At 65.5% G+C, this 25035-nt stretch carries 17 protein-coding genes; 13 read left to right on the top strand and 4 right to left on the bottom strand.

What is annotated here, in order from left to right:
- Window positions 1–196: 196 nt before the first annotated feature.
- The 4 genes from pdxY (at window position 197) to DAAJ005_RS04985 (ending at window position 8774) form a co-directional block, all read left to right on the top strand.
- Window positions 197–1105: a pyridoxal kinase PdxY gene (gene pdxY / locus DAAJ005_RS05000; RefSeq protein WP_151846153.1), complete on the top strand. Its 909-nt coding sequence runs from the start codon at window positions 197–199 to the stop codon at window positions 1103–1105.
- Between the two features lie 111 nt (window positions 1106–1216).
- Window positions 1217–1846, top strand: a complete 630-nt coding sequence (locus DAAJ005_RS04995; RefSeq protein ID WP_151846152.1) for a hypothetical protein — start codon at window positions 1217–1219, stop codon at window positions 1844–1846.
- A 340-nt stretch (window positions 1847–2186) separates the two neighbouring features.
- On the top strand, window positions 2187–6359 hold the full coding sequence (gene rnr, locus DAAJ005_RS04990) for a ribonuclease R (RefSeq protein ID WP_192930870.1): 4173 nt from the start codon (window positions 2187–2189) through the stop codon (window positions 6357–6359).
- A 381-nt stretch (window positions 6360–6740) separates the two neighbouring features.
- Window positions 6741–8774 carry a DNA gyrase subunit B gene (locus DAAJ005_RS04985; RefSeq protein ID WP_226342580.1) on the top strand — a complete coding sequence of 678 codons (2034 nt, stop codon included), beginning with the start codon at window positions 6741–6743 and terminating at the stop codon, window positions 8772–8774.
- A gap of 65 nt (window positions 8775–8839) precedes the next feature.
- Here the strand turns inward: DAAJ005_RS04985 and DAAJ005_RS04980 are convergent, their stop codons facing one another.
- The 4 genes from DAAJ005_RS04980 to DAAJ005_RS04965 form a co-directional block, all read right to left on the bottom strand.
- Window positions 8840–10450: a S8/S53 family peptidase gene (locus DAAJ005_RS04980; protein ID WP_151846151.1), complete on the bottom strand. Its 1611-nt coding sequence runs from the start codon at window positions 10448–10450 to the stop codon at window positions 8840–8842.
- Between the two features lie 57 nt (window positions 10451–10507).
- Window positions 10508–12910 (bottom strand): hypothetical protein, encoded by a 2403-nt coding sequence (locus DAAJ005_RS04975; protein ID WP_151846150.1) that lies wholly within the window; start codon window positions 12908–12910, stop codon window positions 10508–10510.
- Window positions 12911–13089: 179 nt separating this feature from the next.
- A complete protein-coding gene (locus DAAJ005_RS04970; RefSeq protein WP_226342579.1) occupies window positions 13090–13587 on the bottom strand; it encodes a thioesterase family protein in 498 nt (165 codons plus the stop codon).
- Window positions 13584–13925 carry a 4a-hydroxytetrahydrobiopterin dehydratase gene (locus DAAJ005_RS04965; protein WP_151846149.1) on the bottom strand — a complete coding sequence of 114 codons (342 nt, stop codon included), beginning with the start codon at window positions 13923–13925 and terminating at the stop codon, window positions 13584–13586. The genes DAAJ005_RS04970 and DAAJ005_RS04965 overlap by 4 nt, the downstream gene beginning before the upstream one ends.
- Before the next feature lie 191 nt (window positions 13926–14116).
- On the opposite strand from DAAJ005_RS04965, the gene DAAJ005_RS18870 reads away from it, so the two are divergent.
- The 9 genes from DAAJ005_RS18870 (at window position 14117) to DAAJ005_RS04925 (ending at window position 24966) form a co-directional block, all read left to right on the top strand.
- Window positions 14117–14293 carry a hypothetical protein gene (locus DAAJ005_RS18870; protein ID WP_192930869.1) on the top strand — a complete coding sequence of 59 codons (177 nt, stop codon included), beginning with the start codon at window positions 14117–14119 and terminating at the stop codon, window positions 14291–14293.
- A gap of 153 nt (window positions 14294–14446) precedes the next feature.
- Complete coding sequence (gene mutS / locus DAAJ005_RS04960) at window positions 14447–16984, top strand: DNA mismatch repair protein MutS (protein WP_151846148.1); 2538 nt, start codon at window positions 14447–14449, stop codon at window positions 16982–16984.
- Complete coding sequence (locus DAAJ005_RS04955) at window positions 16981–17430, top strand: hypothetical protein (protein WP_151846147.1); 450 nt, start codon at window positions 16981–16983, stop codon at window positions 17428–17430. The genes mutS and DAAJ005_RS04955 overlap by 4 nt, the downstream gene beginning before the upstream one ends.
- The gene (locus DAAJ005_RS04950) at window positions 17427–18824 is read left to right on the top strand and encodes an FAD-binding oxidoreductase (RefSeq protein ID WP_151846146.1); all 1398 of its coding nucleotides are present in this window, start codon (window positions 17427–17429) and stop codon (window positions 18822–18824) included. The genes DAAJ005_RS04955 and DAAJ005_RS04950 overlap by 4 nt, the downstream gene beginning before the upstream one ends.
- 206 nt (window positions 18825–19030) lie before the next feature.
- On the top strand, window positions 19031–20557 hold the full coding sequence (locus tag DAAJ005_RS04945; RefSeq protein ID WP_151846145.1) for a DUF1080 domain-containing protein: 1527 nt from the start codon (window positions 19031–19033) through the stop codon (window positions 20555–20557).
- A gap of 83 nt (window positions 20558–20640) precedes the next feature.
- The gene (locus DAAJ005_RS04940) at window positions 20641–21843 is read left to right on the top strand and encodes an MFS transporter (RefSeq protein WP_226342578.1); all 1203 of its coding nucleotides are present in this window, start codon (window positions 20641–20643) and stop codon (window positions 21841–21843) included.
- Window positions 21844–21888: 45 nt separating this feature from the next.
- Window positions 21889–22716 (top strand): metallophosphoesterase, encoded by an 828-nt coding sequence (locus DAAJ005_RS04935; RefSeq protein WP_151846143.1) that lies wholly within the window; start codon window positions 21889–21891, stop codon window positions 22714–22716.
- Window positions 22717–23029: 313 nt separating this feature from the next.
- On the top strand, window positions 23030–24562 hold the full coding sequence (locus DAAJ005_RS04930; protein WP_151846142.1) for a glycine--tRNA ligase: 1533 nt from the start codon (window positions 23030–23032) through the stop codon (window positions 24560–24562).
- Window positions 24559–24966 carry a hypothetical protein gene (locus DAAJ005_RS04925; protein WP_151846141.1) on the top strand — a complete coding sequence of 136 codons (408 nt, stop codon included), beginning with the start codon at window positions 24559–24561 and terminating at the stop codon, window positions 24964–24966. The genes DAAJ005_RS04930 and DAAJ005_RS04925 overlap by 4 nt, the downstream gene beginning before the upstream one ends.
- Window positions 24967–25035 lie beyond the last annotated feature (69 nt).

Raw genomic sequence — 25035 nt, 5'->3', positions numbered from 1 at the left:
CCAACGCGCCAGCCTGCGGCGCTCAAGAGTATGCCGGACGGCGGGGGCCAGCCGCAAGGTGAAGGATTACGGTACGCACGTGGGCCATCTGGGTCTGAACTCCAGACGAGACCTCCAGCGCCATTAAAAATCCAACCCCACACCCGAGGGCTTCTGGCCTCTCCATCTCCCCCACCCACGCCCTATGCTGCTGGGCATGACCTCGCCCACTCCACAGCCCCTGAATGTGCCGCCCCTGAACGTCCTGAGCATCCAGTCGTGGGTCAGCTTCGGGCATGTCGGCAACGCCGCTGCCGTGTTCCCGTTGCAACGTCTGGGCATCGAGGTCTGGGCCATCAACACCGTGCAGTTTTCCAACCACACCGGCTACGGCGCGTGGACCGGAGCTGTGTTTCCCCCCGAGCAGATCGCCGAACTGGTGGACGGCATCGAGGCGCGCGGCGTGCTGGCCGAATGCGCGGGTGTGCTGAGCGGCTACATGGGATCGGGTGGCACGGTGGCGGCGGTGGTGGAGGCGGTGCGGCGGGTGCGTGAGGCCAACCCGGCGGCGCTGTACTGCTGTGACCCGGTGATGGGCGACGTGGGGCGCGGCGTGTTCGTGCGCCCGGAACTGCCGGAGCTGATCGCCGCGCAGGCGCTGGGGGCCGCCGACATCCTGACGCCCAACCAGTTCGAGCTGGAACTGCTGACGGGCAAGTCGGTCCACACCCTGAACGACGCGCTGGAGGCGGCCTCCGAGTTGCGGGGACGCCTGTACGCCTCTGGCCCCCGGATCGTGGTGGTCACCAGTCTGGTGCGCCAGGACGCCCCGGCGGACCAGATCGAGACGCTGGTCGTCACGGACGACGGGGCGTGGCTGTGCCGCACGCCGCTGCTGCCGCTGGACCCGCCGCGCAACGGCACCGGGGACGCGATTGCCGCGCTGTTCTTCGGGCACTACCTGCAAACGCGTGATGTGGCGGCGGCCCTGAGCCTGTCGATGAGCGCGCTCTACGGCCTGCTGAAACTCACGCACAAGCAGAACAGTCGCGAGATCATGCTGGTGGCCGCCCAGGAGGAGTTTGCCCGGCCTTCCCAGGTCTACGAGGCCACGAAAATCGCCTGACCAGTGCAATTCCCCAGATGAGACCGACCTACAGGTCATTTCAGGATCACCGCAACGCCTGTTTGAGGTCGTCTCATGCGGCACGGCGGCCTCGCGGCCAGACTGAGTGTCATGAAACACATTCTCTTTCCAACGACGGCACAGGCCGATGCTTTCATTGCCGAAATGCAGCAGAAGAACGTGGTGGCCCCAACGCTGGGTACCTCTACCTATGGCCGCCACAGCGAGATGGGCAGCACCACGGCGGTGGGCGGCGACGTCCGCACCTACGACAACACGGCGGGCACCAGCATGGACGGTCAGCCCAGCGCTGCCGCTGAAGATGCGGGCGCAGGCGCAGTCAAGGGCACTGGTGTGGGCGCCGTCGTCGGTGCGGGCGCGGGCCTGCTGGGCACCATCGGCACGGTGGCAGGCGTCGGGGCCACCGTCGCCACCGGCGGTCTGGCGATTCCGGTGATTCTGGGCATGGCCGCACTGGGCGCAGGCGTGGGCGCGGCAGTGGGCGCCACCGGCGGCGCGGCGGGTGTGGACGAGAACCACGATGGCCGCACAGCGAATGACGACTACGGTTCCTACGGCGTCAACGACGACTACTACGGGCGCATGCACGACACCGTGAACACTGGTGGCCGCGCGGTGGCCGTGGAAGACGCCGTTCCCTACGACGTGGTGGCCGAGGCCGCCCAGCGTCACGGCGGCGAGTTCGTGGACGAGAACACGATCGACGCCCGCCGAATGTAAAGCAGGACACCACCACAAGCGCCCCCAGCCTCTCAACGAGGTGGGGGCGTTCTTCTGGTCCCTGGGTCCTAACGGACGGAAAATCAGCCTTGCGTGAGGGTGGGGTCAGGTGAGGCGTGTTATGCTGCGCTTGCTGCCGGGTTTCAGGACAGCGCCGCCAGACTGGCCCCGAGAAGAGGGCCGTGGCATGCAAAGGCGCAAACCCGAGGAAGCGACAGACCAGTTGCCCGTGGGCGGGCCGCGCGCGTTGATGCTGGACGCCAGAACGCAGGAATTGGCCAGATCAACGTGCGCCCACGACATAACCCCACGGGCACGTCCTGAGTAACCAGGTGCGTGAATGCCTAAAGTGAAAAAGCAGGACGCGGCGCGAGAAGTTGTAGAAGTTGTGCAGCCCAGCGCCGAGGTCCAGAAGCCAGTGAAGAAGACAGCAGGCCAGCGGCCCGGAAAGACCGCGTCCCAGGCGGCAGATGCCGCACCAGAAATGAGCAAACCCACAACGACGAAAAAAGTGCCCGCGAAAGCGGCGGCTCAGGCTGCCAGCAAGAAGGCCACGCCCCGGAAGCCGAAGGCCCAGCCTGAAGTGCTGGTGGCTGAACCGGTGGAAGTGGCTGGGGTCCAGGCTGAGCCAGTTCAGAGCACACCCGTTCAGAGCGGGCCAGTTCAAGCCGAACAGCCTCAGCCCAGCAAATCAAAAAGAGGGAGGAAGGCCGCTCAGGCAGTGGTTCCTCCCGCCGAGGCTGAGGCCACTGTGCCTGAGCCAATGACGGCGCTTGAGACAGTCGCTGCGAACGAGGAACCCGCCGCCGAAGCCACCCCCGCCAAAAAGCCCAGGCAGCCGCGCAAAGCCCCTGCCGCAAAGGCGCAGGCCGCTCCCGCAGTCCAGACTGAGCCGGAAGTCCCAGAAATCAGGACTCCTGAAGTTCAGACCGAAGCCCCCAGACGGCGGGGCCGCAAAGCTGCCGCCCAGGCTCTACCTCTCATTGAAGCTGATGAGGCCAGTGCGCCCGCACAACCCCCCGTGATGGAAACCCCCGTGGTGCAGGCTGCCGCCGAGGAAACTGCTCCAGAAGCTGAAGCCCTTAAACCCGCCCGTCGGGGCCGCAAACCCAGACAGGCCGAGTCCGCGCCAGAAGCAGTTGAGCGGGAAGCCGTTGAGCCAGAAACAGTTGAGGCAGCAACCGATCCGTTGATTCTGGAAGTTCCCAGGAAGACGCGGGGCCGCCGGAAGGCGCTGTCCGACTCTCCCCTGCCCGAAATGCTGGACGGCGTGGAAGCAGTGGACATGGCACCGAAGGCCACGCATGCCGTGCAGATCGTCTCCGCCTCCGAAGCGGTCCCGGCGGTGGACTCCACGCACGCCGTACAGGAAGCCTCCGAGGCGCAGCCGGCCCCCAAGCCCCGTTCACAGACGCGCGGACGTGGGGGCCGGGGCAAGCGCGCCCAGCCGACGCCTCTAGAGGAAATCCAGCCCGAAGCGGAAGTAACCGAGACAGCGGCCATCGAAGCAGCGGCTGAGCCGCAAGAAGAAATCCAGCCCCTCAGCCCCGAGCGCGAACTGGTCATCGCCCAGCTCCGCAAGCTGGGACGGCCCGTGCATGTGCGTGATCTGGAACGCACCTTTACGCGCCAGGCCATCAACCGCATTGGCGGCTGGCGCGAGCTGGAAGAGTTGCTGGACACCCTGACGGACGAGGGACAGGTCATCCGCACCCGCAAGAAGACCTACGGGCTGCCCGAGGCCATGAGCCTGGTGCGTGGGCGCTTCCAGGCGTCGGCGGCGGGCTTTGGCTTCGTCATTCCCGACAGCGGCGGCGATGATTTCTACGTTCCCGCCGAGCAGACGCTGGAAGCCTGGAACGGCGACATTGTGCTGGTCAGGATGGAAGGCCGGGGCGACAGCGGACGCAGTGAAGGTGGGCGGGGCGGCGGCAGTCCCCGGCGCGGGCAGAAGGGCGACGGCAGCCCCCGCGCCAGCGTCGTGCGGATCGTGCAGCGTGCCTACAAGCAGCTCGTCGGCACGCTGGAATACAGCCACGGCCACCCGATCCTCAAGCCGGATGACCACCGCGCCCGTCACCGCATCCTTGTTTTGCCTGAAGGCATTGAGGAATTAGAGGCGGGCGCACGGGTCGTCACCGAACTGTTCTGGCCCGAAAACACTGGCGAGGACGAGGTGTTCGGTCAGGTCACGCGCGTGCTGGGAGCCGAGGACGATCCCGAAACCGAGACGGAAGCCGTGATCGTCAAGTTCGGTCTGCGCGGCGAGTTCCCTGAACCTGTGCTGGAGCAGGCCGAGGCCATTCCAGTCGAGATTCCGGCGGAAGCCCTGCATGGCCGCCTGGACCTGCGCGGGTACAACATCTTCACGGTGGACGGGCGCGACGCCAAGGACTTTGACGACGCCATTCATATCCAGCCCACGCCAGAAGGCAACTTCGTGGTGGGCGTGCATATCGCGGACGTGAGCCATTACGTGCAGGAAGGCACGCCGCTGGACGAGGAAGCCTTTGCCCGCGCCACCAGCGTGTATCTGCCGGGCCGCGTGCTGCCCATGCTGCCCGAACACCTCAGCAACGGCGTGTGTAGCCTGGTGCCCGATCAGGACCGTCTCACGCTGACGGCTTTAGTTGAGCTGTCCGCCGAGGGTGAGATTCTGGACGTCAAGATCGCGCCCAGCGTCATCAACTCCAAGGCGCGGTTGACCTATGACGAGGTGCAGGCTTACAGCGAGGCCACGGCCACCCTGCCCGAGACGGCCCGCAATCTGGAAGGAGACCTGCATCTCCTGCTCAAGATCACCACAAAGCTGCGCCAGAAGCGGCTGCGCGAGGGATCCCTGGACTTCAAGATGCGCGAGGTCAAGGTGGACGTGGGCAAAGACGGGCGCATGGAGCTGATCCCGATCCGCGAGGAAACCGCGCGCGGCATGATCGAGGACCTGATGCTGCTGGCGAACAAGGTGGTGGCCCGTTTCCTGATTGGGCGCGACATCCCCGCCCTGTTCCGCATCCACGAGGAACCCACCCTGCAACGCTTCCAGGACGTGACGGCGGCCATCGGGCGGCTGGGCTTCGCCTTCCCCGGCGGCGAGCCGACGCCCCAGGCGTATCAGGCCGTGCTGAAGGAAGTGCGCGGCACCAACCGCGAGAGCGTCGTCAACACGCTGCTGCTGCGTTCCATGCAGCAGGCCAAGTACTCGGGCGAGAACCTGGGCCACTTCGGACTGGCGTTCGACGAGTACCTGCACTTCACCTCCCCTATCCGCCGCTATCCCGATCTGCTGGTCCACCGCGTGATTAAGGGCATCCTGAGCGGGGAACTCAAGGCGGGCAACCGTGAGGTGGCACTGCTTCAGGGCCGTCTGCCCGGCATGGGGGACCACACCAGCGAACGCGAACGCACGGCGTCCGAGGCCGAGCGGGACCTGACCAAGTACTACCAGGCCAAGTGGGCGCAGGAACATCTGGGTGAGTCGTTCCCCGGCAACGTGTCAGGGGTGGTGGCCAGCGGGCTGTACGTCATGCTGGACAACGGCGTGGAAGGCAAGCTGCACATCAGCAACCTGGACGACGACTACTACATGTACCTGGAAGACGCGCAGATGCTCAAGGGCCGCAGCCGGGGCAAGAGCTTTCGCCTGGGTGACAGCGTCAACGTCACCATCAGCACCGTCAAGCCGCTGGCCCGCCAAACCGATTTCACGCTGGCCGACCCCACCGACCCGGACTACCGACCCGGCAACTTCAATGAGGAGAACGACATGGATTCACCCGTCAAACCCCGCGCCCGCCGCCGCGATGACCGCGAGCAGGAAAAGCGCGAGAAATTACAGAGCGTGCCCGTCAGCGAGCCGCGCAAATTCACGCTGGAAGACCCGGCCCCCGCCGCCTCGTCCTCTGCCGACGCTTCCCCCCGCCAGGGCGGACGTGGGCGCGCAGGCCAGGGCAACCAGGGCCGGGGCCAGGGCCGCACCTTCGGCGGCGTCAGCATGGACGGCAATGGAGGCGGTGAAGTCGGCGGCAACAGTGGGGGCAGCGCCGGCCCCCGGCGCGGCGCGCGGCGCGTGGTCACGCTGGAGCGTCCCCGCAACGAACACCTGCGCCCCGTGAACATCACCGTGCAGCGCATGTATTTCGGCGACTGGACCATGGAAAACATGCCGCCCGACGACGGCAACGATGGCGGTGGACGCCGGGACTTTAACCGGGGCGGGCGCGGCGTGCAGGAGCGCGGCAGCAACAACCGGGGCAGTGCGGCGCGCGGCGAGCGCGGCCACACGCGGGGCGGGAGTGACCGGGGAGCGGTCCAGCGCCCCAACGGACGCCCGCAGGGTCAGCGCGGAGGCCAGAGCAGTTCACAGGGAAGCAGCACCCCGCAGGGTCAGGCCGCACCGCCCGCCCAGGCCCAGACCGCAGCCGCGCAGCCAGCCCAGACCAGCGCGGCCCAGAGTGACGACGCCAAACGCCGCCGCCGCCGCCGGGGCCGCAGGGGCACGGGCGGCACAGAGTAAGACAGGCCAGGAAGACCAGCCGAAGAACCACACCAAGAGCGCGGCCCCCATTCTCTTCGGAGATGCAGGAGCCGCGTTTTTCACAGTCTGCCAGACCCCTAAAAATAGGGGCGTCGGGGAACAGTCCCAACCAGCATTCCAGGGCAGACCGAAGTCATCCCAACAATGCCCAGAATCCACCGCCAGCACGGCCTTTTCACACCTTCCAAACTCCATCTCTTTATTATGCTATACACGTAATTTTGTTGACCTATTTCAACTGCTGTAGTATACTGAGTAGCGAGAAAGGGCGTCCCTGAGCGCCTATCAGTCCCAATCAACCCTCTCCTCTCAATTTGGCGTAAGCCCGCGTCAAAGCCGGGTGTGCGCCGCAGGAGTCAAATGACCAAACTTAAAGACCAGAACACTGCTCCAGTTGCCCAAACTTCACCAACCCAGTCCCGCGTCGTGGGCGGGCCGGGTGCCGAGTACACCGCCGCCGATATCTCCGTCTTGAAAGGGCTGGAGGCGGTTCGCAAACGCCCCGGCATGTACGTGCAAGGCGGAACGGGCGTGGACGGCTACCACCAGTTGCTGACCGAGATCATCGACAACGCCATCGACGAGGGCACCGCTGGCTTCGCCGACGAGATCCACGTCATCATGCACGCCGACGGCAGCGCCACCGTGACCGACAACGGGCGCGGCATTCCCGTGGACATGATGGAATCCGAGGGCCGCCCTGCCATTGAAGTGATTTTTACCGAGCTGCACGCCGGAGGCAAGTTCGGCCAGGGCGCTTACAAGGTGTCTGGCGGCCTGCACGGCGTCGGCTCCAGCGTGGTCAACGCGCTGAGTACCTACCTGGACGTGACCGTCAACAAGGGCGGCAAGCTGCATCACATCCGCTTCGAGCAGGGCGCGGTGACCACGCCACTGGAAGTGCTGGGTGACACCCCCAGTGACGTGACCTGGGCCACCAAGGTCAGCTTCCACCCCGATGCGGGCGTGTTCAAGGAGTTCGACAACGCCTTTTCCTATGACCGCATCCGGGGCCGCCTGCGGGAGCTGGCCTACCTGACTGGTCTGAAAATCGTCGTTCGCGACGAGCGCACCGAACTGCACGCTGGAGAGGTGCGTGAGGAAGTGTTCTACGAGCAGGGCGGCATCGCCAACTTCGCCCGTGCCCTCGTCACCGACGACACCAAGCTGCTGTATGACCAGCCCATCGTGATGCGCGGTACCCACAGCGACGTGGTGGTGGAAGTGGCGTTCATCCACGCCAACACCTATGCCAGCGACAACATTCTGACCTACGCCAACATGATCCGTACCCGTGACGGCGGCACGCCGCTGACCGGTTTCAAGACGGCTTACACACGCATCCTGAACAAGTACGCGAAAGACAAGAACATGATCAAGTCCGGGAACCCCGTTCCCAGCGGCGACGATCTGCTCGAAGGGATCTACTGCGTGGTCAGCGTGCAACTCGGCGAGCCACAGTTCGAGTCTCAGGCCAAGGTCAAGCTGCTGAACAGCGAGGCCCAGACGGCGGTGAACGCCGTGGTGGGCGAGAAGTTCGCCGAGTTCTTGGAAGAGAACCCCAAGGTGGGCAAGACCATCGTGGAGAAGGCCGCCGAGGCCGCCCGCGCCCGCGAGGCTGCCCGCAAGGCGAGAGACATCGTGCGCCGCAGCAACCCGCTGGAAAACGACGATCTGCCCGGCAAGCTGGCCGACTGCTCTTCCCAGGACCCCGCCGAGTCCGAGATGTTCATCGTGGAAGGCATCAGCGCGGGCGGCAGCGCCAAGGGTGGGCGTGAGCGGCGCTTCCAGGCCATCCTGCCCCTGCGCGGCAAGATCCTGAACGTGGAAAAGGCCGAGCTAAACAAGATCCTCAAGAACGCGGAAATCCGGGCACTGATTGCCGCCATCGGCGCGGGTGTGGAGGGGACCGGGGACCGGATGCACTTTGACCTGTCCAATCTGCGCTACCACAAGATCATCATCATGACCGATGCAGACATGGACGGCGGGCACATCGCCACACTGCTGCTGACCTTCTTCTACCGCTACATGCGCCCCGTCGTGGAGGCGGGTTACCTGTACATTGCCCAGCCGCCGCTGTACCGCATCACGGTGGGCCGTGAGAAGAAGGGGGCCTACCTGTACGACGAGAGCGCCCTGAAAGTGGCCGTTGCCGCCGCCAACAAGGAAGGCAAGAAATACGACATCCAGCGCTTCAAGGGCCTGGGCGAGATGAACGCCGATCAACTGTGGGACACCACCATGAACCCCGAAACCCGCGCCATGAAGCGCGTGGGCATCGAGGACCTGATCGTCGCCAATGAGGTCTTCGAGGACCTGATGGGCAATGAAGTTGCCCCGCGCAAGCTGTTCATTCAGGAAAACGCGAGGTTTGCCGAGATCAGCGTCTAAAGTTCCTCTCTAAAAAGCCCCTCTTCCAAACTGGAAGGGGGCTTTTTACTGGCTCTATTTCCCGGTCAAGGACAGGCGCGCACCACGCTCAGCGGCAACGGCAACTGCCCCGGCGTGTTCACGAATGGGAGGAACGGCATGCCCGGTTTGCAGGCCATCCAGTTGGCCAGCACGCCCGAAACCACTGGCGCGGCAAAGCTGGAGCCAAAGTAGGGCAGTCCACCGAACCAGAACTCGCCTGGGGCCTGCACGCTGGGCGGCGGCGTGATCACACCGGGCGACAGCATGCCCCGGTTGTACGTCGCCATTTGCAGGGTGGCCACATCCCAGCCCGCCACACTGAGGAGCAGGGTAGGGGCTTTGGGATCAGCCGAAGTGGCGAAGCTTCCGCTCCAGTCCGCCGGGAAATGGTTGCAACGGTCCCCCGGCACCAGCCCGGCGCAGTCGTCGCTGTTGCCATACGAGGCCGCCGTGGGCACACCTGCCGCCGCCACTTCACGTAGCGCCCACAGCAGGCCCAGCGTCGGATAGGCCCCGCCCGCGCTCAGGTTGACCACATGCTTGCCACCCTTGCGGGCTTCCTCGGCCACGGCGCAGAGGGCCTTGATGGTGTTCAAGGTGGAACAGTCGCCGTTCTTGTCGCAGATTTGCTGGTAGTCCAGCGTCGCGCCAGGAGAGACCACCTGCGCCACCTGACCGGCGATGGAGCCATGGTAGGGCCGATTCTTGTAAATGGTGTTGTAGTAGTTCACGTCGCTCTGCATCACGAAAGGGTCACCAGAATTGCTGGCGGTGTCCAGCACATGAATGACCACGCCCTTGCCGTTGCCAGTCGGGGCGTCCAGGAACTTCTTGATGATGGCGCTGGGCGGCCCGTCCTGGTAGGGGGCCTGGGTGGGATGACCGGACGTGGAGGGATCGGTGCCCAGACTTCCCCCAAACAGCAGGTTCAGCAGCGAGATAACCTGTCCTGTACGCAAGCCGGAGGACGGCAGCACACCGGCCACCTGTCCACAGAACTGGCTTGGCTGGGGCTGGGGGGCTGGAGAAGGAAATTTTGAAATGTTCAGCTCTGGACGCGAGGTGGAGGCCAGCGCCTGCTTGCCGGGCGTGCGGCCTGAGAGGAGCGGCTGAAATTCTGGCAATTTCAGGGCAGACAGGCGCTCAATGGTGTTCGTCAATTCTGAGGGGCAGGAGCCTTTGCAGTCGGCCAGCAGCCGATTCAACCTGTCGCGGTAGGTCTTCTGAATGTCCGCCAGATCAGATGCGGCGGCGTACAGCACGGTGTCCTGCAAGGCCGACTCCGGGGGCAACACCGTCAGGCTCAGGTTCAGTCCCGGCGACGACAGACCCACGAACTCGATGGGCTGGGGACCACCGCCCGCCTTTCGCGGCACCTCGAAACGCAGCCAGCCCGAGACCGCGTCCGTGATGTACTCCGCCGTCTGGCCGCCCACCCGGACCTTGCCCTGTGGTGATGCGTCGCGCGGCGCGTCCAGCAACCAGACCGGATCGCCTGGAGCGGCGATCAAAGGAAACACGCGGGCCTGCCCCTCTTCGGGCGGTTTCACGCCTGGGTTGCCCGGGTTTCCACAGGCCGTCATCACCGCGCCCAGCACGCACAGCAAGCCCGCCACCAGCCACCGCCACACGGCGAATCTCTTCAGTCCAAACATTTGTACCTCCACGGGAGTCAAGGTGCGCCCACCGCCGTGATCAGGCCATGACCGGGGTCAGGAGCGCAGGGAGCGGACAGGGGACAGGGTGGCGACGTTGGCGTTTCGCCGGATGTGGTCCACCAGTTCATGCTGGCCAGCCCGGCCCAGCATTGCCAGAGTGTCCTCGAAGGCGCTCAGATCGCCCTTGATCTCGCTTAAATTTCCCAGGGCCAGGCCCATCTGCCGGATACCGCCTGTTCCAGCAAGGACGCCCAGTGCCTGGCGGTAGTGGACTGCGGCCTCCGTGAGGTGGCTTTGAAGGTGACGGCGCACCCCCAGATTGATATACGCCGAGGCCAGGCCCAGCCGGTCGCCTGCCGCCGTCAACTCTGCAATTGCCTCCTCCATGACGCCATCAGAGGTCTCGGCCTGACCGACATCAATCAGTGCCTGGGCGTAATTCACCAGCGCCGTTCCCCGAATGCTGGGCAGCCCCCTGGAACTTTCCAGCACGTCCCGGAAAGCCTCGGCGGGCGCAGCGCCCAGGCGAACTTTCATCTTTGCCACCAGCACCAGCTCGCCCAGTCGTTCCTTTTCGTTTCCGCCGAGTTGCCACAGATCAGACGCAATCTGGGCATAACGCCGCGCCTCATCCCAGGCTTCCCGGATGTTGGCAGCATTGGCCAACACACTCGCCGCCCGCGCCGCTTCTGGCCCGCTCCCTTTGACTTCATGGGCCAGCGCGGCAGCTTCCTCATGGCGTCCCAGGCGCACCAGGGCGGTGGCGCGGGCCACGCTCACGGCTCCCTCGGCCTGCCGGGCACTTTCCAGCTTTTGCAGGCGGGCCAGCGCCTCGGCGTAGCGCCCCGCGCCCAGCAAGGCCCAGGCGTGCGGCACAGCCAGTTCGGGGCGGTGGGGAAAAGAGTCCAGCAGGGCCACCGCCTCGCCGGGATAGCCGCGTTCCAGGCGGGTCTCGGCGCACAGGACTGCCGCGTGGGCAGCGCGGTCCTCATCGGCGTCTTCCCACAGGTCACGGGCGACGGCATAATGGGGCCAAGCCGTTTCCTCCGGCATGACGCGGGCCAGCTTGAGGTGCAGCAGGTGGGCCTGAACGTGAATGCGTTCGATCCGCTCGCGCGCGACGGCAGCAGCATAGACCTGCCCGTTCTCGCGGATCAGGCCCTCCAGGGTCAGGCGGCTCAGGATCAGGGCAAAGTCGCAGGCGTTCAGACCCAGCGCGCGGGACGTGGCGCGCAGGTCCGGCGTTTCCTGCAAGGCCAGCAGCAAAAAGGCGTCGCGGGCCACCGGGGGCAGGGCGCGAATTCTGGCTCCCTGGCGTCCGTCCAACGCCTCACCCGACAGCGCTGCACCCACCAGCAGCGGGTGACCGTCGGTCAGGGCATGCAGCCCCGGCTGATCGGCCAGGGCCTCCGGGGGCAGCGGCCCCAGTTCCAGATGCAGGTCCACATCGAAAGGGGGATAGCGGCGTGAGACGATCACCAGCGCCGCGCCGGGACGCTGGCGGGCGGCCAGGACCAGGGCGGCCTGTGTGGCGTCGTCCGTGCCCTCCCAGTCATCTACCGCCACGCGCAGGGACGGGTCACGCAATGGGGCCAGCGGGGCAGCGGAACTGAGCGGCGCGTCACGCCTCGCCAGCGGTTCCAGCGTGCCGTAGGAACGGTCCGCACAGGCCGTCAGCACGGTCCAGCCACCCGCACGGGCCAGGGCCAGCAGCAGGGCGCTCTTGCCCATGCCACCGGAACCGCTGATCCAGGCCACCTCCCCGGCCCCCAGGCGCGCAAGCTGCTCCATTTCCTGCTCGCGGCCCATGAACGGAGCCGCCGCCAGTTCGGGGGCCACCCCCAGCGTCAGGCCCAGCACATGCGCCTCGCGCTCAATACCCTCGGCCAGTGGATGTCCGGCCAGGTGCAGCAGGTGATGCAGACGGGGCAGCTCCAGCTCGTCGGGGGGCGGCGCGCCCGGCACGTTCAGGGCGCGGGCGGCCAGTTCTCCAGCAAAGGCCGAGCGCCCGTGCGCCGCTGCCCCCGCCGCCAGATTCAGCCACAGCCCCCGGACCTCGCGGGCCAGCGTCTCGCGCGTTTCATAGACCCATTCCTCCAGATCCGCGCCCAGTGGAATATTCAGCATGTCCAGAAAGGGACCGCCGTACAGCGCCGTGGCCGCTTCCAGATGATTGCCCTGGGCCAGTCGGCGCAGCTCGCCCACGTCGCAGCAGACCTCCGCACCCGCCTCCACGCGGCTGCCTTCCTCCTGCACCGCGCCGGGCAACGTGCGCAGATGCACCAGATGCTGCGCCAGACTGTTCATGGGATTGGCCGCTTCCGGCCAGAACAGATCGGCCAGACGGCGGCGTGGCTGCGGTCCCTCGACACACAGATACGCCAGGAGCAACAGCACCTTCTGACGGCGGAAAGTGCTGCCCTCCACGGACAGCCTTCCCAGGGTCCGCAATTTCATAGACCTCTATTCTGGACTTTAACTGTTGGGAATGCAACAAAATGCCTATTTTTCTTGATTGGGTAGAGCAGGGATTACGCTCTGTCGAGCCGGGCAAAGCGAGCGCTGGGCCATCCGCAGGCAGAACCCGAGTACAGTGTTCCTGTTGTTCGTCAGGGACGTGGTAAAAGTCTCATTTTTTATTGCCTCTCGTGAAGCTGCTGAACCCCGAAGCCGAAGCGGTCTATCACCTCGGCGGGGGCGCGGCGGGGGCGGCCTGTCACAGGGTCCACCCAGACCCATTCGGTCTGACATTCGGCCAGCCGAACGCCGAGGTCCGCTGGGTCGCTGCTGTTCAGGCGGTCAATGGTGTAGGCACGCACACTCCGCAGCCCCGCATGAACGGTCAGCGCCGTGCGGACGCGCACCCGGTCCCCCAGCAGCGCCGGACGGTGGTAATTGATCACATGCTGCCGCGCCACCGGCACCGCCCCCAGCGCACGCAGCGCCCCTGTACCCATGCCCAGCCGGTCCGCGTGGGCACGGGCCACCCCCTCGCACCACACCAGATACACCGTGTTGTTGACATGGTCCATCTCGTCCAGATGCTCTGGCCCCACGGTCAACATCTGCTGGTGCCGCCGCATAGGCGGCAGACTGTCCCACAGGGTATCGGCGTCGGGGATGCTGAGTTTCAACCCTCCGCGCCACCTTCGGGTCTGGCTGCCAGATCAAACAGATCGTTGACCGCCTGCGCGCCCGCGATATCCGCCCCCGTCACGCCGCCCGCATCGTGGGTGAAGTAGTTGAGCTTGACCCGCCTGTAAAAAATGTGAATGTCCGGGTGGTGTCCCCGTTCCTCGGCCAGCGCCGCCACCTGCACGGCGAAATCCACCCCGGCCTGATAACTGTCAAAGGTGAATTCGCGGAACAGCAGACCGTCATCGCCCCACCATCCGGCGGGTTTGAGGTCATGCACGTCGCCGTCGGTCAATTTGCGGTCCGGGTCGTAACCCATGCGGGAATCGTAGGCCATGATGCCGCATTTTACGGGACTGGAGCCACCTTGAGAGCCGCATGACCAAAAAACCAACCCTGGGTGACGCTTACTGAAAGATGGCATGCAGTAAAACAGTGACTGAGAGCCGTAAAATTCACACAGTCAGAAAATTTTGAGAGGTTCCCCACTACAGTCTGTCCCAGGTCCAATTTAGCGAGGTGTCTGACATGAATGTCTGGATTCGCCGTTTTCGTTCCCTCTTCAGCCCCGTCCGCGCCGCCCCGATGGTCCCCGTGCTGTTGAACCAGTCTGACCATCAGCATGGCCTGGCCACCTCACCCCGTTCCGGCGCGCCGCCCATCACCGAGCTTGACCTGTTACGTGCCTTCGGTTGCGACGTATAGGGCCAAGACGTAAAATCTCGTCATCAGATGTGAGCGGGCCACGAATACACGAATACACAGCACCACCCGCTCCCATCCGGCGCGGGTTTTTTTCGGGCCATTGCCGCCCAGCTCTCCATGCCCGCCAGCCGCGCCCGCTATGCTGCCCCCCATATGCGGGTGGCTCAGAACGTGTTGAAGGGAACCGGGAACGGGGCGCTGCCGCCGATGCTGGAGCAGTACGTGAAGATGCGCGACGAGGTGGCCGCGCAGCTCCCGCACGCCATCCTGCTGTTTCAGGTGGGCGACTTCTACGAAACCTTCGGTGAGGACGCCGAACGTACCGCCCGGTTGCTGCGAATCGCGCTGACCCACAAGAGCAGCCGGGATTTCAGCACGCCGATGGCTGGGATTCCGCTGCGGGCGCTGGACAACAACGTGGAGCGGTTGCTGGCGGCGGGCGTGTGCGTGGCGGTGGCCGATCAGGTGGAGGAACCCGGCAGCGGCCTGGTGGAGCGCAAGGTCACGCAACTGCTGACCCCCGGCACCGTCACCGAGGAGCGGCATCTCAGCGCCGACGAGAACTATCTGGCGGCGGTAGCCACCGGGGACGGCTACGCGCTGGCCCTGCTGGACGTGAGTACCGGCGAATTCCGCTGTGCTGCCTTCCACACCCGCTCGGCGCTGTACGACGAACTGTCGCGCTGGCGGGCGCGCGAGGTGCTGCTGGCCCCCGAACTGTCGGGAAATCCGGCGCTGCTCTCGGACTTCCAGACCCGTTTTCCGGTGATGCTCTCCCCCGCCAACTTTGAGGAGGCGGGCTGCTGTGACGAGCTGAAGGCCGTGCTGGGCGAGGTGCCGGGCAGCCTGACCTCGGCGGCGCTGCGTCGGGCCTGCGGGGCGGTGCTGGGCTACGCGCGGGTGACGCAGCAGGGCGAGTTGGGGATGGTGCGCCGCGCGGTGCGCTTTGAGCCGGGGGCGCATATGCGCCTGCCCGAGGCGGCGGTGCGGGCGCTGGAACTGTTCACCGCGCAGGCTCCGGGCGGCGTCACGCTGATGGACGTGCTGTCTCAAACACGCACGGCGGGGGGGCGGCGACGCTTGCGGGCCTGGCTGCGTGCGCCCCTGCTGGACGAGTTGAGCATCCGCGCCCGCCTGGACAGCGTGGAAACCCTGACCCGCGCCGCCGACTTGCGAAATGGCGTGCGCTCACTGCTGTACCGCGCGCACGATCTGGAACGCCTCTCGGCCAGAGTCGCCACCCGCCGCGCCACCCCGCGCGAAGTCGCCTCGCTGGCCCGCACGCTGGAGCTGCTGCCAGAAGCCGTGCGCCTGCTGGACGGACTGGACGGGCTGCTGGGCGGCGTCCGCGCCCGCCTCGCCGGACTGCCTGAAGTCGTGACCCGCATCCGCGCCGCACTGGTGGACGATCCGCCTATCCGCGCCGGGGACGGCGGGCTGATCCGCGACGGCTTCCACGGTGGACTGGACGAGCTGAGAAACGGGGCCGTGGGCCACCGCGCCTGGCTGGCCGAACTGGAAATCTCCGAGCGGGCGCGGACGGGCATCGGCAACCTGAAAGTCGGCTTCAACAACGTCTTCGGCTATTTCCTGGAAGTCACCGGGCCACACCTGTCCAAAGTCCCCTCCGACTACCGCCAGATCGCCACCCTCAAGGACCGCGCCCGTTTTACGCGCCCCGATCTGCGTGAACGCGAGCGCGAGATCGCCCGGCTGGAAGCGGCGGCGGGGCGGCTGGAGCTGGAAGTCTTTACCGAGTTGCGCGACGGTCTGACCGCGCACGCGGAGGCTCTCTCGGAGGCGGCGGGCGCACTGGCCGAACTGGACGTGCTGGCGGCCCTGGCCGAGATCGCCGTGGACTGCGGCTGGACACGCCCGCAGACCGCAGACGGCGGTGGGGCCAGATTGATTCAGGCCCGGCATCCGGTGGTAGAGCAGGCCACCGGGGGCAAGTTCGTTCCCAACGACGCCATCCTGGGCGCGGGCCGCACCACATTGCTGCTGACTGGGCCGAACATGGCAGGCAAGTCCACCTACCTGCGAACGGTTGCCATCTGCGCGCTGCTGCACCAGATCGGCTCGTTTGTGCCAGCAGACGGGGCCGATCTGCCCGTCTATGACGCCATTCACACCCGAATTGGCGCGTCGGACGATCTGGCCGGCGGGCGCAGCACCTTCATGGTGGAGATGTCCGAACTCGCGGCCATCCTGCACGGCGTCACGGCCCGCAGTCTGGTGATTCTGGACGAGGTGGGGCGCGGCACCTCCACGCTGGACGGCCTCGCCATCGCGCAGGCAGCGCTGGAACATCTGCACGCGACAGGCGCGCACACGCTGTTTGCCACCCACTATTTTGAGCTGACGCGGCTGGAAGGCGAGCATCCCGGCCTGATCAACCTGCACGTCGCCGCCGAGGAGGATGCCAGCGCGCACGATGGACGCGGCGGCCTGACCTTCTACCATCAGGTCATCCCCGGCGCGGCCCGCCAGAGCTACGGTGTGGAAGTCGCGCGGCTGGCGGGCCTTCCTGCCCCCGTGACCGCCCGCGCCGCCCGCCTGCTGACCGCCCTGAACACCGGCAGCGACGATGGCCGACTAACCCGCGAACTGGCCGCGCTGGACCTGGGCCGCCTGACGCCGATGCAGGCGCTGGAGTTATTGAACAGTTGGCAGCGGGAAGTGGTGAGATGACGATTGATACGTCAAGAAAATTAGTTGAGTCTGGCAATTATTCTATCTGGTCTGACTTTGAATATATTGAAATCCGTGATGCTAATGGTCGTCGTTGGGAGGTCGGATATATGTATGGAAATCCAGAAGCGGCTCTGATCACTTGGGATGAGCGGTATGCGGTTGTTGTCGGTTGCGGAATTATGGTCTGCGACCTTCAACGTTTTGACGAGACCGTGAGCGTCGGACAAACTTGGGAAGATTCGCCCGTTGTTCACCTTCTTGCTGAGCCGAGTGATTTTTGGGGCTTTGTGTTGGCTAAGCAAGTTTATCAAGATAATGCCCACTCTGAAATTAGATTGGCAACTGATTTGATGGATAAACATATTGGAATTTACACGCTAAATACTGAGACGCTCGTTTTTCAAGCTGTGCCTCACGGTCAGCCATATTTTCCCGATCTATGACCCCCACCCTCCCCCGCCCCGATACCCTCTCCCCCGCCGCCCTGGACGCCTTAAAAGCCCATTTTGGCGAGAAGCTGGACACCACCGCCGCTGCCCTGGAATCGCATGGCCGCGACGAGAGCCGCCAGGAATCTGCCCTGCCACACGCCGTTCTGTTCGCCCAGAGCGAGACGGACGTGGTGGACGCACTGAAACTGGCCTCCGAACACGGCTTTCCGGTGGTGCCGTTCGCGGTGGGCAGCAGCCTTGAGGGACAGGTGGTGCCGGTAAACGGCGGGCTGTCGCTGGACGTGAGCGGCATGAAGGCCGTGCTGGAGGTGGCGGCAGGCGGCTTCCAGGCCACCGTGCAGCCGGGCCTGACCTACCCGGAACTGAACCGCCAGATTCGCCATCTGGGTCTGTTTTTCCCCGTTGATCCCGGCGCAGAGGCCAGTCTGGGCGGCATGGCGTCCACCAACGCCAGCGGCACGGCGGCGGTGCGCTACGGCACCATGCGCGACAACGTGCTGGAACTGCGGGTGGCCCTGGCCTCCGGCGAGGTGATCCGGGTGGGCAGCAAGGCCAGGAAGACCAGCGCCGGATATGACCTCAAGAACCTGTTTATCGGTGCGGAAGGAACACTGGGTGTGATCACCGAACTGACGGTCAAGCTGTGGCCGCTGCCTGCCAATCTGGTGGTGCTGCGGGCCAATTTTGCCTCGCTGGGGGCCGCCGCTCGCTGTGCGGTGGACATCATGGCCGCGGCGCTGCAACCCGAGCGACTGGAGCTGATTGACGAACGCCAGATTCACGCCGTCAACGTTCACAAGGGCACCGACTTTCCCGAAGCGCCGACGCTGTGGATCGAGCTGGCCTCTCCCAGTGAAACGGCGCTGGCCGAGGCACTGGACCTGTGCCGCGAACTGGTCACGGACGGCGGGGGCATGGGCCTGCACGCCGCCCACAGCGCCGAGGAACGCGCAAAACTGTGGGAGGCCCGCCACCACGCCTATTACGCCATCACCGCACTCAATCCCGGCCACGTCAACATGACCACGGACCTGTGTGTACCTTTGCACCAGTTGCCGGAGGTGGTGGAATTTACCCGGCACGAGGCAGATGCGGCGGGACTGGACGCCAGCATCGTGGGGCATGTCGGGGACGGTAATTTTCATGTGCTGTTCCACGCGCTACCCGACGATGCGGAAACGTGGGCAAAAGTCAACGCGGTCTACGACGCGATGATCACCGAGACGCTGGCACGCGGCGGCACCTGCACCGGGGAACACGGCGTCGGGCTGCACAAACGCGCCTATCTGGCCCGCGAACACGCCGACACGCTGGGGCTGATGCGCGGCATCAAGGCGCTGCTGGACCCGGCGGGACTGCTCAATCCAGGGAAGATTCTGCCCTGAATGGGGTTCTGCCTCGGATGGAATTGTGACCGGGGCCGCGCGCCGAATGAACGGAACCATCAGGTCAGCCAACCCAATCTGAGCCGGACTGGACAGTGCTTCTCACTAAAGTAGGGAAGCATGGGTGAGCTGTGCTGCCCGCCGCTGCCATTCTGCCTGCCCCTGCCATCCCAGCAGAACCCGCCGAGTTTCATTCGAGGAGATCCATGCCCGACACTTTCCCTTCTGCCCACTCGCCCCCCACAGACCTGCTGTGGCAGCGAGTGCGCCGTATCGGTCTGGCACTGCTGCTGGGCGGAACGCTCTCGGCCTGCGCCGGGGTGTCGGGGACGGCGGCACTCCCCGATTCGGCGGATGAGCTGGCCCCCGCCCTTCAGCCCCAGACCGCCTGGACCCCGCTGTTCAACGGCACGGACCTGAGTGGCTGGACCTCCTGGCTGCCCTCGCGCGGTGCGGGCAACGATCCAGAAGGCGTGTTTAAAGTCGAGGGCGGCGAGCTTCGCGTGCTGAACGTTGCGCCCACCGCCGGGGAGCGCGAGTTCGGCTACCTGCTCACTGACAAACGCTATGCCAATTACCGGCTGCGGCTGCACTACCGCTGGGACCAGCAGAAGTTCGCGCCGCGTGCGGCTGATGCGCGGGATTCGGGCGTGCTGTACCACGTCACTGGCCCCGACAGGGTCTGGCCCGCCAGCGCGGAATTTCAGATTCTGGAAGGCGGCACCGGGGACCTGTGGCAACTAAGCGGCAGCAACCTGACGGCCACCGTCCGCGATCCGGGGGCGCAGGAGTTGCAATATGACCCCCTCGGCCAGCCCGTGACCACCAGCAACGTGGCCGACAGTTATCGGCGCATGGTCCGCGCGGGCGGCGTACAGGAGCTGCCGGGCTGGAACACGCTGGAACTGGTGGTCTCCGGCGACGAGGCCACGCAGATCGTCAACGGGCAACTCGCGGCGCAGGCCACGCACCTGCGCGCGCCGGACGGCTCGGCCCTGACTGCTGGCCGCATTGCCCTCCAGGCCGAGGGCGCAGCCGTGTCCTACCGCGACATCGAACTGCGCCCACTGGCCTACCTGACCCCGCCCCCGGGCGCACAGGTGCTGCTGGGGAGTTCCAGCACCGCGCAGAGTGTCAACAGCGACTGGCAGGACCGGCGCGGGGGCGACGTGAGGTGGCCGGTGCAGGGCGGCGCGCTGACCGTTCAGCCCAGCAGTGACCCCCAGGACACCAATGACCTGCGCACGCGGGGCAGCTTCGGGGACTTCCGGCTGCATCTGGAATTCCGGGTGCCCGCCAGCCGCACGGGTCTGGCCGAGCAGGACCGGGGCAACAGCGGCGTGTACCTCCAGGGCCGCTACGAGGTGCAGATTCTCGATTCCTTCGGGGCGACGCTGGAGGGCCAGAATGATCTGGGGGCCATCTACGGCCAGCACGACGCCCGCAGCAACGCCGCCCTGCCGTCCGGGACATGGCAGAGTTACGACATCGAATTCCGCGCGGCGCGCTGGGAAGATGGACAGAAGACCGGAGACGCCCGCGCCACGGTGTACCTCAACGGCGAGAAGGTGCAGGACGACGTGCCCCTGAGTGCCTCCACCCTGTTGGGTGACCCGGAGGCCGATTCGCCCGGACCCATCGTGTTGCAGGACCACGGCAGCAAGGTCAGTTTCAGGAACGTCTGGGTGCTGCCAGGGGCGGAGCTGCCTCCATCGTCGCCAACAGCTCCGTGAGCGAGAACTGCCCTCTGGGCGGCAGTGTTGATTTCAGCTTCAATCGACACACCGCTTGACTTTTTGAAGTTATAGTCATGCCAATGACCCGCGTTGCCTCTGCCACTCCCCCATCTTCTGTGTCCGGTGCGGCCCCGCCCGACTTCGCTACCCGCCTGACGCTGCTGCTGCTGGCGGCCCTGACCATCATGTCCGGGGCCACCATCGCGCCCGCGCTGCCCGCCATGCAGGCGCACTTTGCCGACCAGCCGAACGCCGAACTTCTGGTCAAGCTGGCGCTGACCATCGTGGGGCTGGCGATTGCCCTCTCTGCCCCGCTGAGCGGCGTGCTGGCCGACCGTTTCGGGCGCAGGCCGATATTGATCGGCTCGCTGCTGCTGTACGCGCTGGGCGGGGCCAGCGGCCTGATCGTGTCCTCGCTGGGGGCGCTGCTGGTGGGCCGGGTCATTCTGGGGCTGGCGGTGGCCGGGACCATGACGGCGGGCGGAGCGCTGGTCAATGACCTGTTCACTGGCCCCGCGCGCGGCAAGTTCCTGAGCCAGCAGGCCGCCTTTACCAGTTTCGGCGGCGCGGTGCTGCTGCCGCTGGGCGGCCTGCTGGCCGGGGTAGGCTGGCGCGCGCCCTTCGCGATCTACTTCATCTCGCTCCTGATCCTGCCGCTGGTCTTCCGGCTGCCCAGAGGCAGACATGTGGCACCCATCAGCCACGAGCCAGAGGGCAAAACCGCCTGGGGCGCCATCGGGCTGGTCTACGCGCTGGCCCTGGCCTACATGGTCATCTTTTACCTGATGCCCGCGCAGGGGCCGTTCCTGATGAAATTCCTGGGGGCCTCGCCCGCCGCCACTGGCCTGCTGCTGGGCGCGTTCACGCTGACGGCGGCCATCACCTCGCTGACCTACTCGCGGTTTTCGGGCCGTTTCGATGCGCGCAAGGTGGCGGCGCTGGGCTTTGGACTGGTGGCTGGGGGGTGGGCCGTCGTGTCGCAGGGGCAGAGTATCGCCGCCGTGGTTCCGGGCCTGATCGTGGCCGGGCTGGGCGGCGGACTGGTGCTGCCCAACCTGTACACCTGGCTGGCCGACATCACGCCCTCGGCGTGGCGCGGGCGCATCGTGGCGGGCATGAGCAGCGCCGTGTTTCTGGGGCAGTTTCTCAGCCCACTGCTGCTGAGCGCGCCCACCGATCACCCGGCCAACGGCTTCGTGTGGGGTGCGGGTGCAGCGCTGGTGGTGGGCGCGGCATTGCTGGCCTTCAGCTTCACGGGCAGGAAGATGCGGGCCACCCCTTGAACTGGACCGTCCTTCTCAACTGATCCACCCCTCTAAACTGACCGAATGATCGCGCCCGCCCCACCCTGGCACGCCCGGCAGTGGGACGGCTCCTGGCTGGTCATCCCCGATCTGCACGGCCACGCGGCCCGGTTGGACGCGGCGCTACAACAGGCGGCCCGACACCCCGCCAGCCGTCTGGCCTTTCTGGGCGATCTGATCGACGATTCGCCGCGCCGCCGCGAGGCCCGCAAAGCCGGGACGATGCCCGGCACTCCCGACGACTCGCGGCAAATCCTGGCGACGGTGCGCGCACTGCACGGGTCTGGCCGCGCCGAGGTGCTGCTGGGCAACCATGAGGTGATGGCGATGGCCAGCGTTTTGGACGATCACCGCCCCCTGATGGACGTGTGGTGGCGGGTGGGCGGCAGAGAGGCGGCGGCCTCGTACGGCTGGAAAGGCAAGGGGGAGGCGGGCGAACTGGCCGAAGACCTACGCTGGCTACGCGGGCATGGGCGGCTGTGGCTGAGCGTCGGGCCGCCGGGTGCGGAGGTCCTGCTCTCGCACGCCACGCGGCCCACCCCATCCCGGTATCTGAGCGGACAGAACCGCGCCGCCGACCTGACGCCCAGCGCCGTGAACGACGAAGTGGTGTGGCATCCCCTGGGGCTAGAGAGCGACAACGGCGCACGCCTCCGCACCCTGCCGCTGCTTCCAGATGGATTCAGCGCCAGTCTGCACGGGCACATGGAAACGCCTGACCTGTGGATTTTGTTAGATACGCAGGGCAGGCCCGCCCATCAGCTTGACCTGCACCCCGGACAGCGCAGGCTGGCGCTGATGCATGTGGACAGCCAGGGAAAACTGACGCCGCAGGTGGTCAGGGTGCCCTGAAACAGACGGCCCACTTGACCCTCTCCCCCGCGCCGCGCCACAATACCCGCAGCGTTGATCCGCAGGAGTAGCGCGCATGTGCCCCTTAAGAGCGAGCCTGAGACGGTGGAAGTCAGGTGGGCGGCAGCGTGTGAAGGGCGGCGGGGAGCTGTTGAAGATTCAAAGAGGGCCAGAATGCGGCAGACCGCCGCGCGCTGGAACTGGGGTGGAACCGCGCGGAGTTTTTTCGCGTCCCCAGACGGGCTGAGCAAGTGCCGTCTGGGGCGTTTTTATTGTCTTCCAGCGGGGCAAGGCCCGTAAAGGAGGACGCAAGATGCCCGCATCATCGATGGAAGAACTGGTCAGCCTGTGCAAACGCCGGGGCTTTATTTTTCAGGGGTCCGAGATCTACGGCGGCCTGCAAGGCTTTTACGATTACGGCCCCCTGGGCGTGGAGCTGAAGAACAACATCAAAGCCGCGTGGTGGCGGGCCAACGTCTACGAGCGCGACGATATGGAGGGACTGGATTCCAGCATCATCATGCACCGTATGGTCCTGCGCCACAGCGGCCACGAGGCCACCTTTTCTGACCCGATGGTGGACAACAAGAAGAACAACAAGCGCTACCGGCTGGACCATCTGGTCAAGGATCAGAAGGCCGACGTAATTGAGAAAGTGGCCGCCGGAATTGGCGAGGATGCGAGTAACTTTCCGGCGGTGGTGGCGGCCCTGATCAAGCAGCCCGCGAAGGCTTCTGAAGTCCTGAAGGCGGCAGGGGTGCGCGACGCCTTTTCCGGCGAGGTGGGCGACTGGACCGAGCCGAAGCCCTTCAACATGATGTTCAAGACCACCATCGGCCCGGTGGCGGATGAGGAAAGTTACGGCTACCTGCGCCCCGAAACCGCGCAGGGCATCTTCACCAACTTTAAAAACGTGGTGGACAGCACCTCGCGCCGCCTGCCTTTCGGCATCGCGCAGATCGGCAAGGCCTTTCGCAACGAGATCACGCCGCGCAACTTCATCTTCCGCGTGCGCGAGCTGGAGCAGATGGAAATTGAATTCTTCTGCGTCCCCGGCACCGACGAGGACTGGCATCAGCACTGGCTGGACAAACGGCTGGCGTGGTGGGAAGCCCAGGGCATCCCGCGCAGCAAGATCGAGATTCTGGACGTGCCGCCCGAGGATCTGGCCCACTATTCCAAGCGCACCTATGACCTGATGTACGACTATCCCACGCTGGGCTTTGAAGAAATCGAGGGCATCGCCAACCGCAGCGACTACGATCTGGGGTCCCACACCAAGTCGCAATCCGAGCTGAATCTGGTGGCGACGGTGAGCGAGAACAACGACTCCATCGCCAAGCTGACCATCCCGCACCCGGAGACGAATAAGCCCGTCGTGCCGTTCGTGATCGAGCCGTCGGCGGGCGTGGACCGCGCATTGCTGGCCGTACTGTCTGAGGCGTTTACGAAAGAGACGCTGGAAAACGGCAGCGAGCGGATTGTCCTCAAGCTGAAGCCGCACCTCGCGCCGATCAAGGTGGCCGTGATTCCGCTGGCGCGCAACCGCGAGGAAATCACGACGGTGGCCAAAGCGATCAAGGCCGAGCTTCAGGGCCTGGGCCTGGGCCGCGTGCTGTACGAGGACAGCGGCAACATCGGCAAGGCGTACCGCCGCCACGATGAGGTGGGCACACCGTACTGCGTGACGGTGGACTTCGACACCCTGGGCCTGGGCGGCGGCGAGGGCAAGGAATCTGACCCAGCCTTGAAAGACACCGTGACCGTGCGGGACCGCGACACGCTGGCGCAGGAGCGTGTGAAGATCAGCGAGTTGAGCGGCTGGATCAGGGAAAAGTTGCGATGAGCGAATTCACCGACAAATACGAGAACCAGTTCATGAGCATCGAGCTGGCGGTGTACGGCGTGTACGACGAACACCCCGAACTGACCGACGCGCAGGTGGACGCCGCCTACGAGGAACTGGCGCGGCGCTACCGGGCCGAGGCCACCGCCTTTGCCTTCAAGCCCGGCAAGCTGGACGGCCTGCGCGCCGAGGTGCATGACGCCGTGCTGCCCATCGCGGAAATGCTGGTGGGCCGCCCAGACAACATCCTGCCCACCGAACCTGTCAGCGCCGAGGAAATGCGGCTGATCCTGGGACGACTGCGCTCATCGGTCAAAACGGGGCAGAAAGCTGGGGGACGGCAGTCGTACCTGAAGTATGTTTCACAATTTCTGTCTGATTCGGCACAGGATCAGGACGATTGAACCGAGTCCAATAAAAAGAACATCTCAACAAGTCAAACGTTAAGGCGAAGTTCACAATGGACACATTGT

The sequence above is a fragment of the Deinococcus sp. AJ005 genome (assembly GCF_009017495.1).
In the GTDB taxonomy this organism is placed as follows: domain Bacteria; phylum Deinococcota; class Deinococci; order Deinococcales; family Deinococcaceae; genus Deinococcus.
This window is presented reverse-complemented; position numbering and strand designations above follow the sequence as displayed.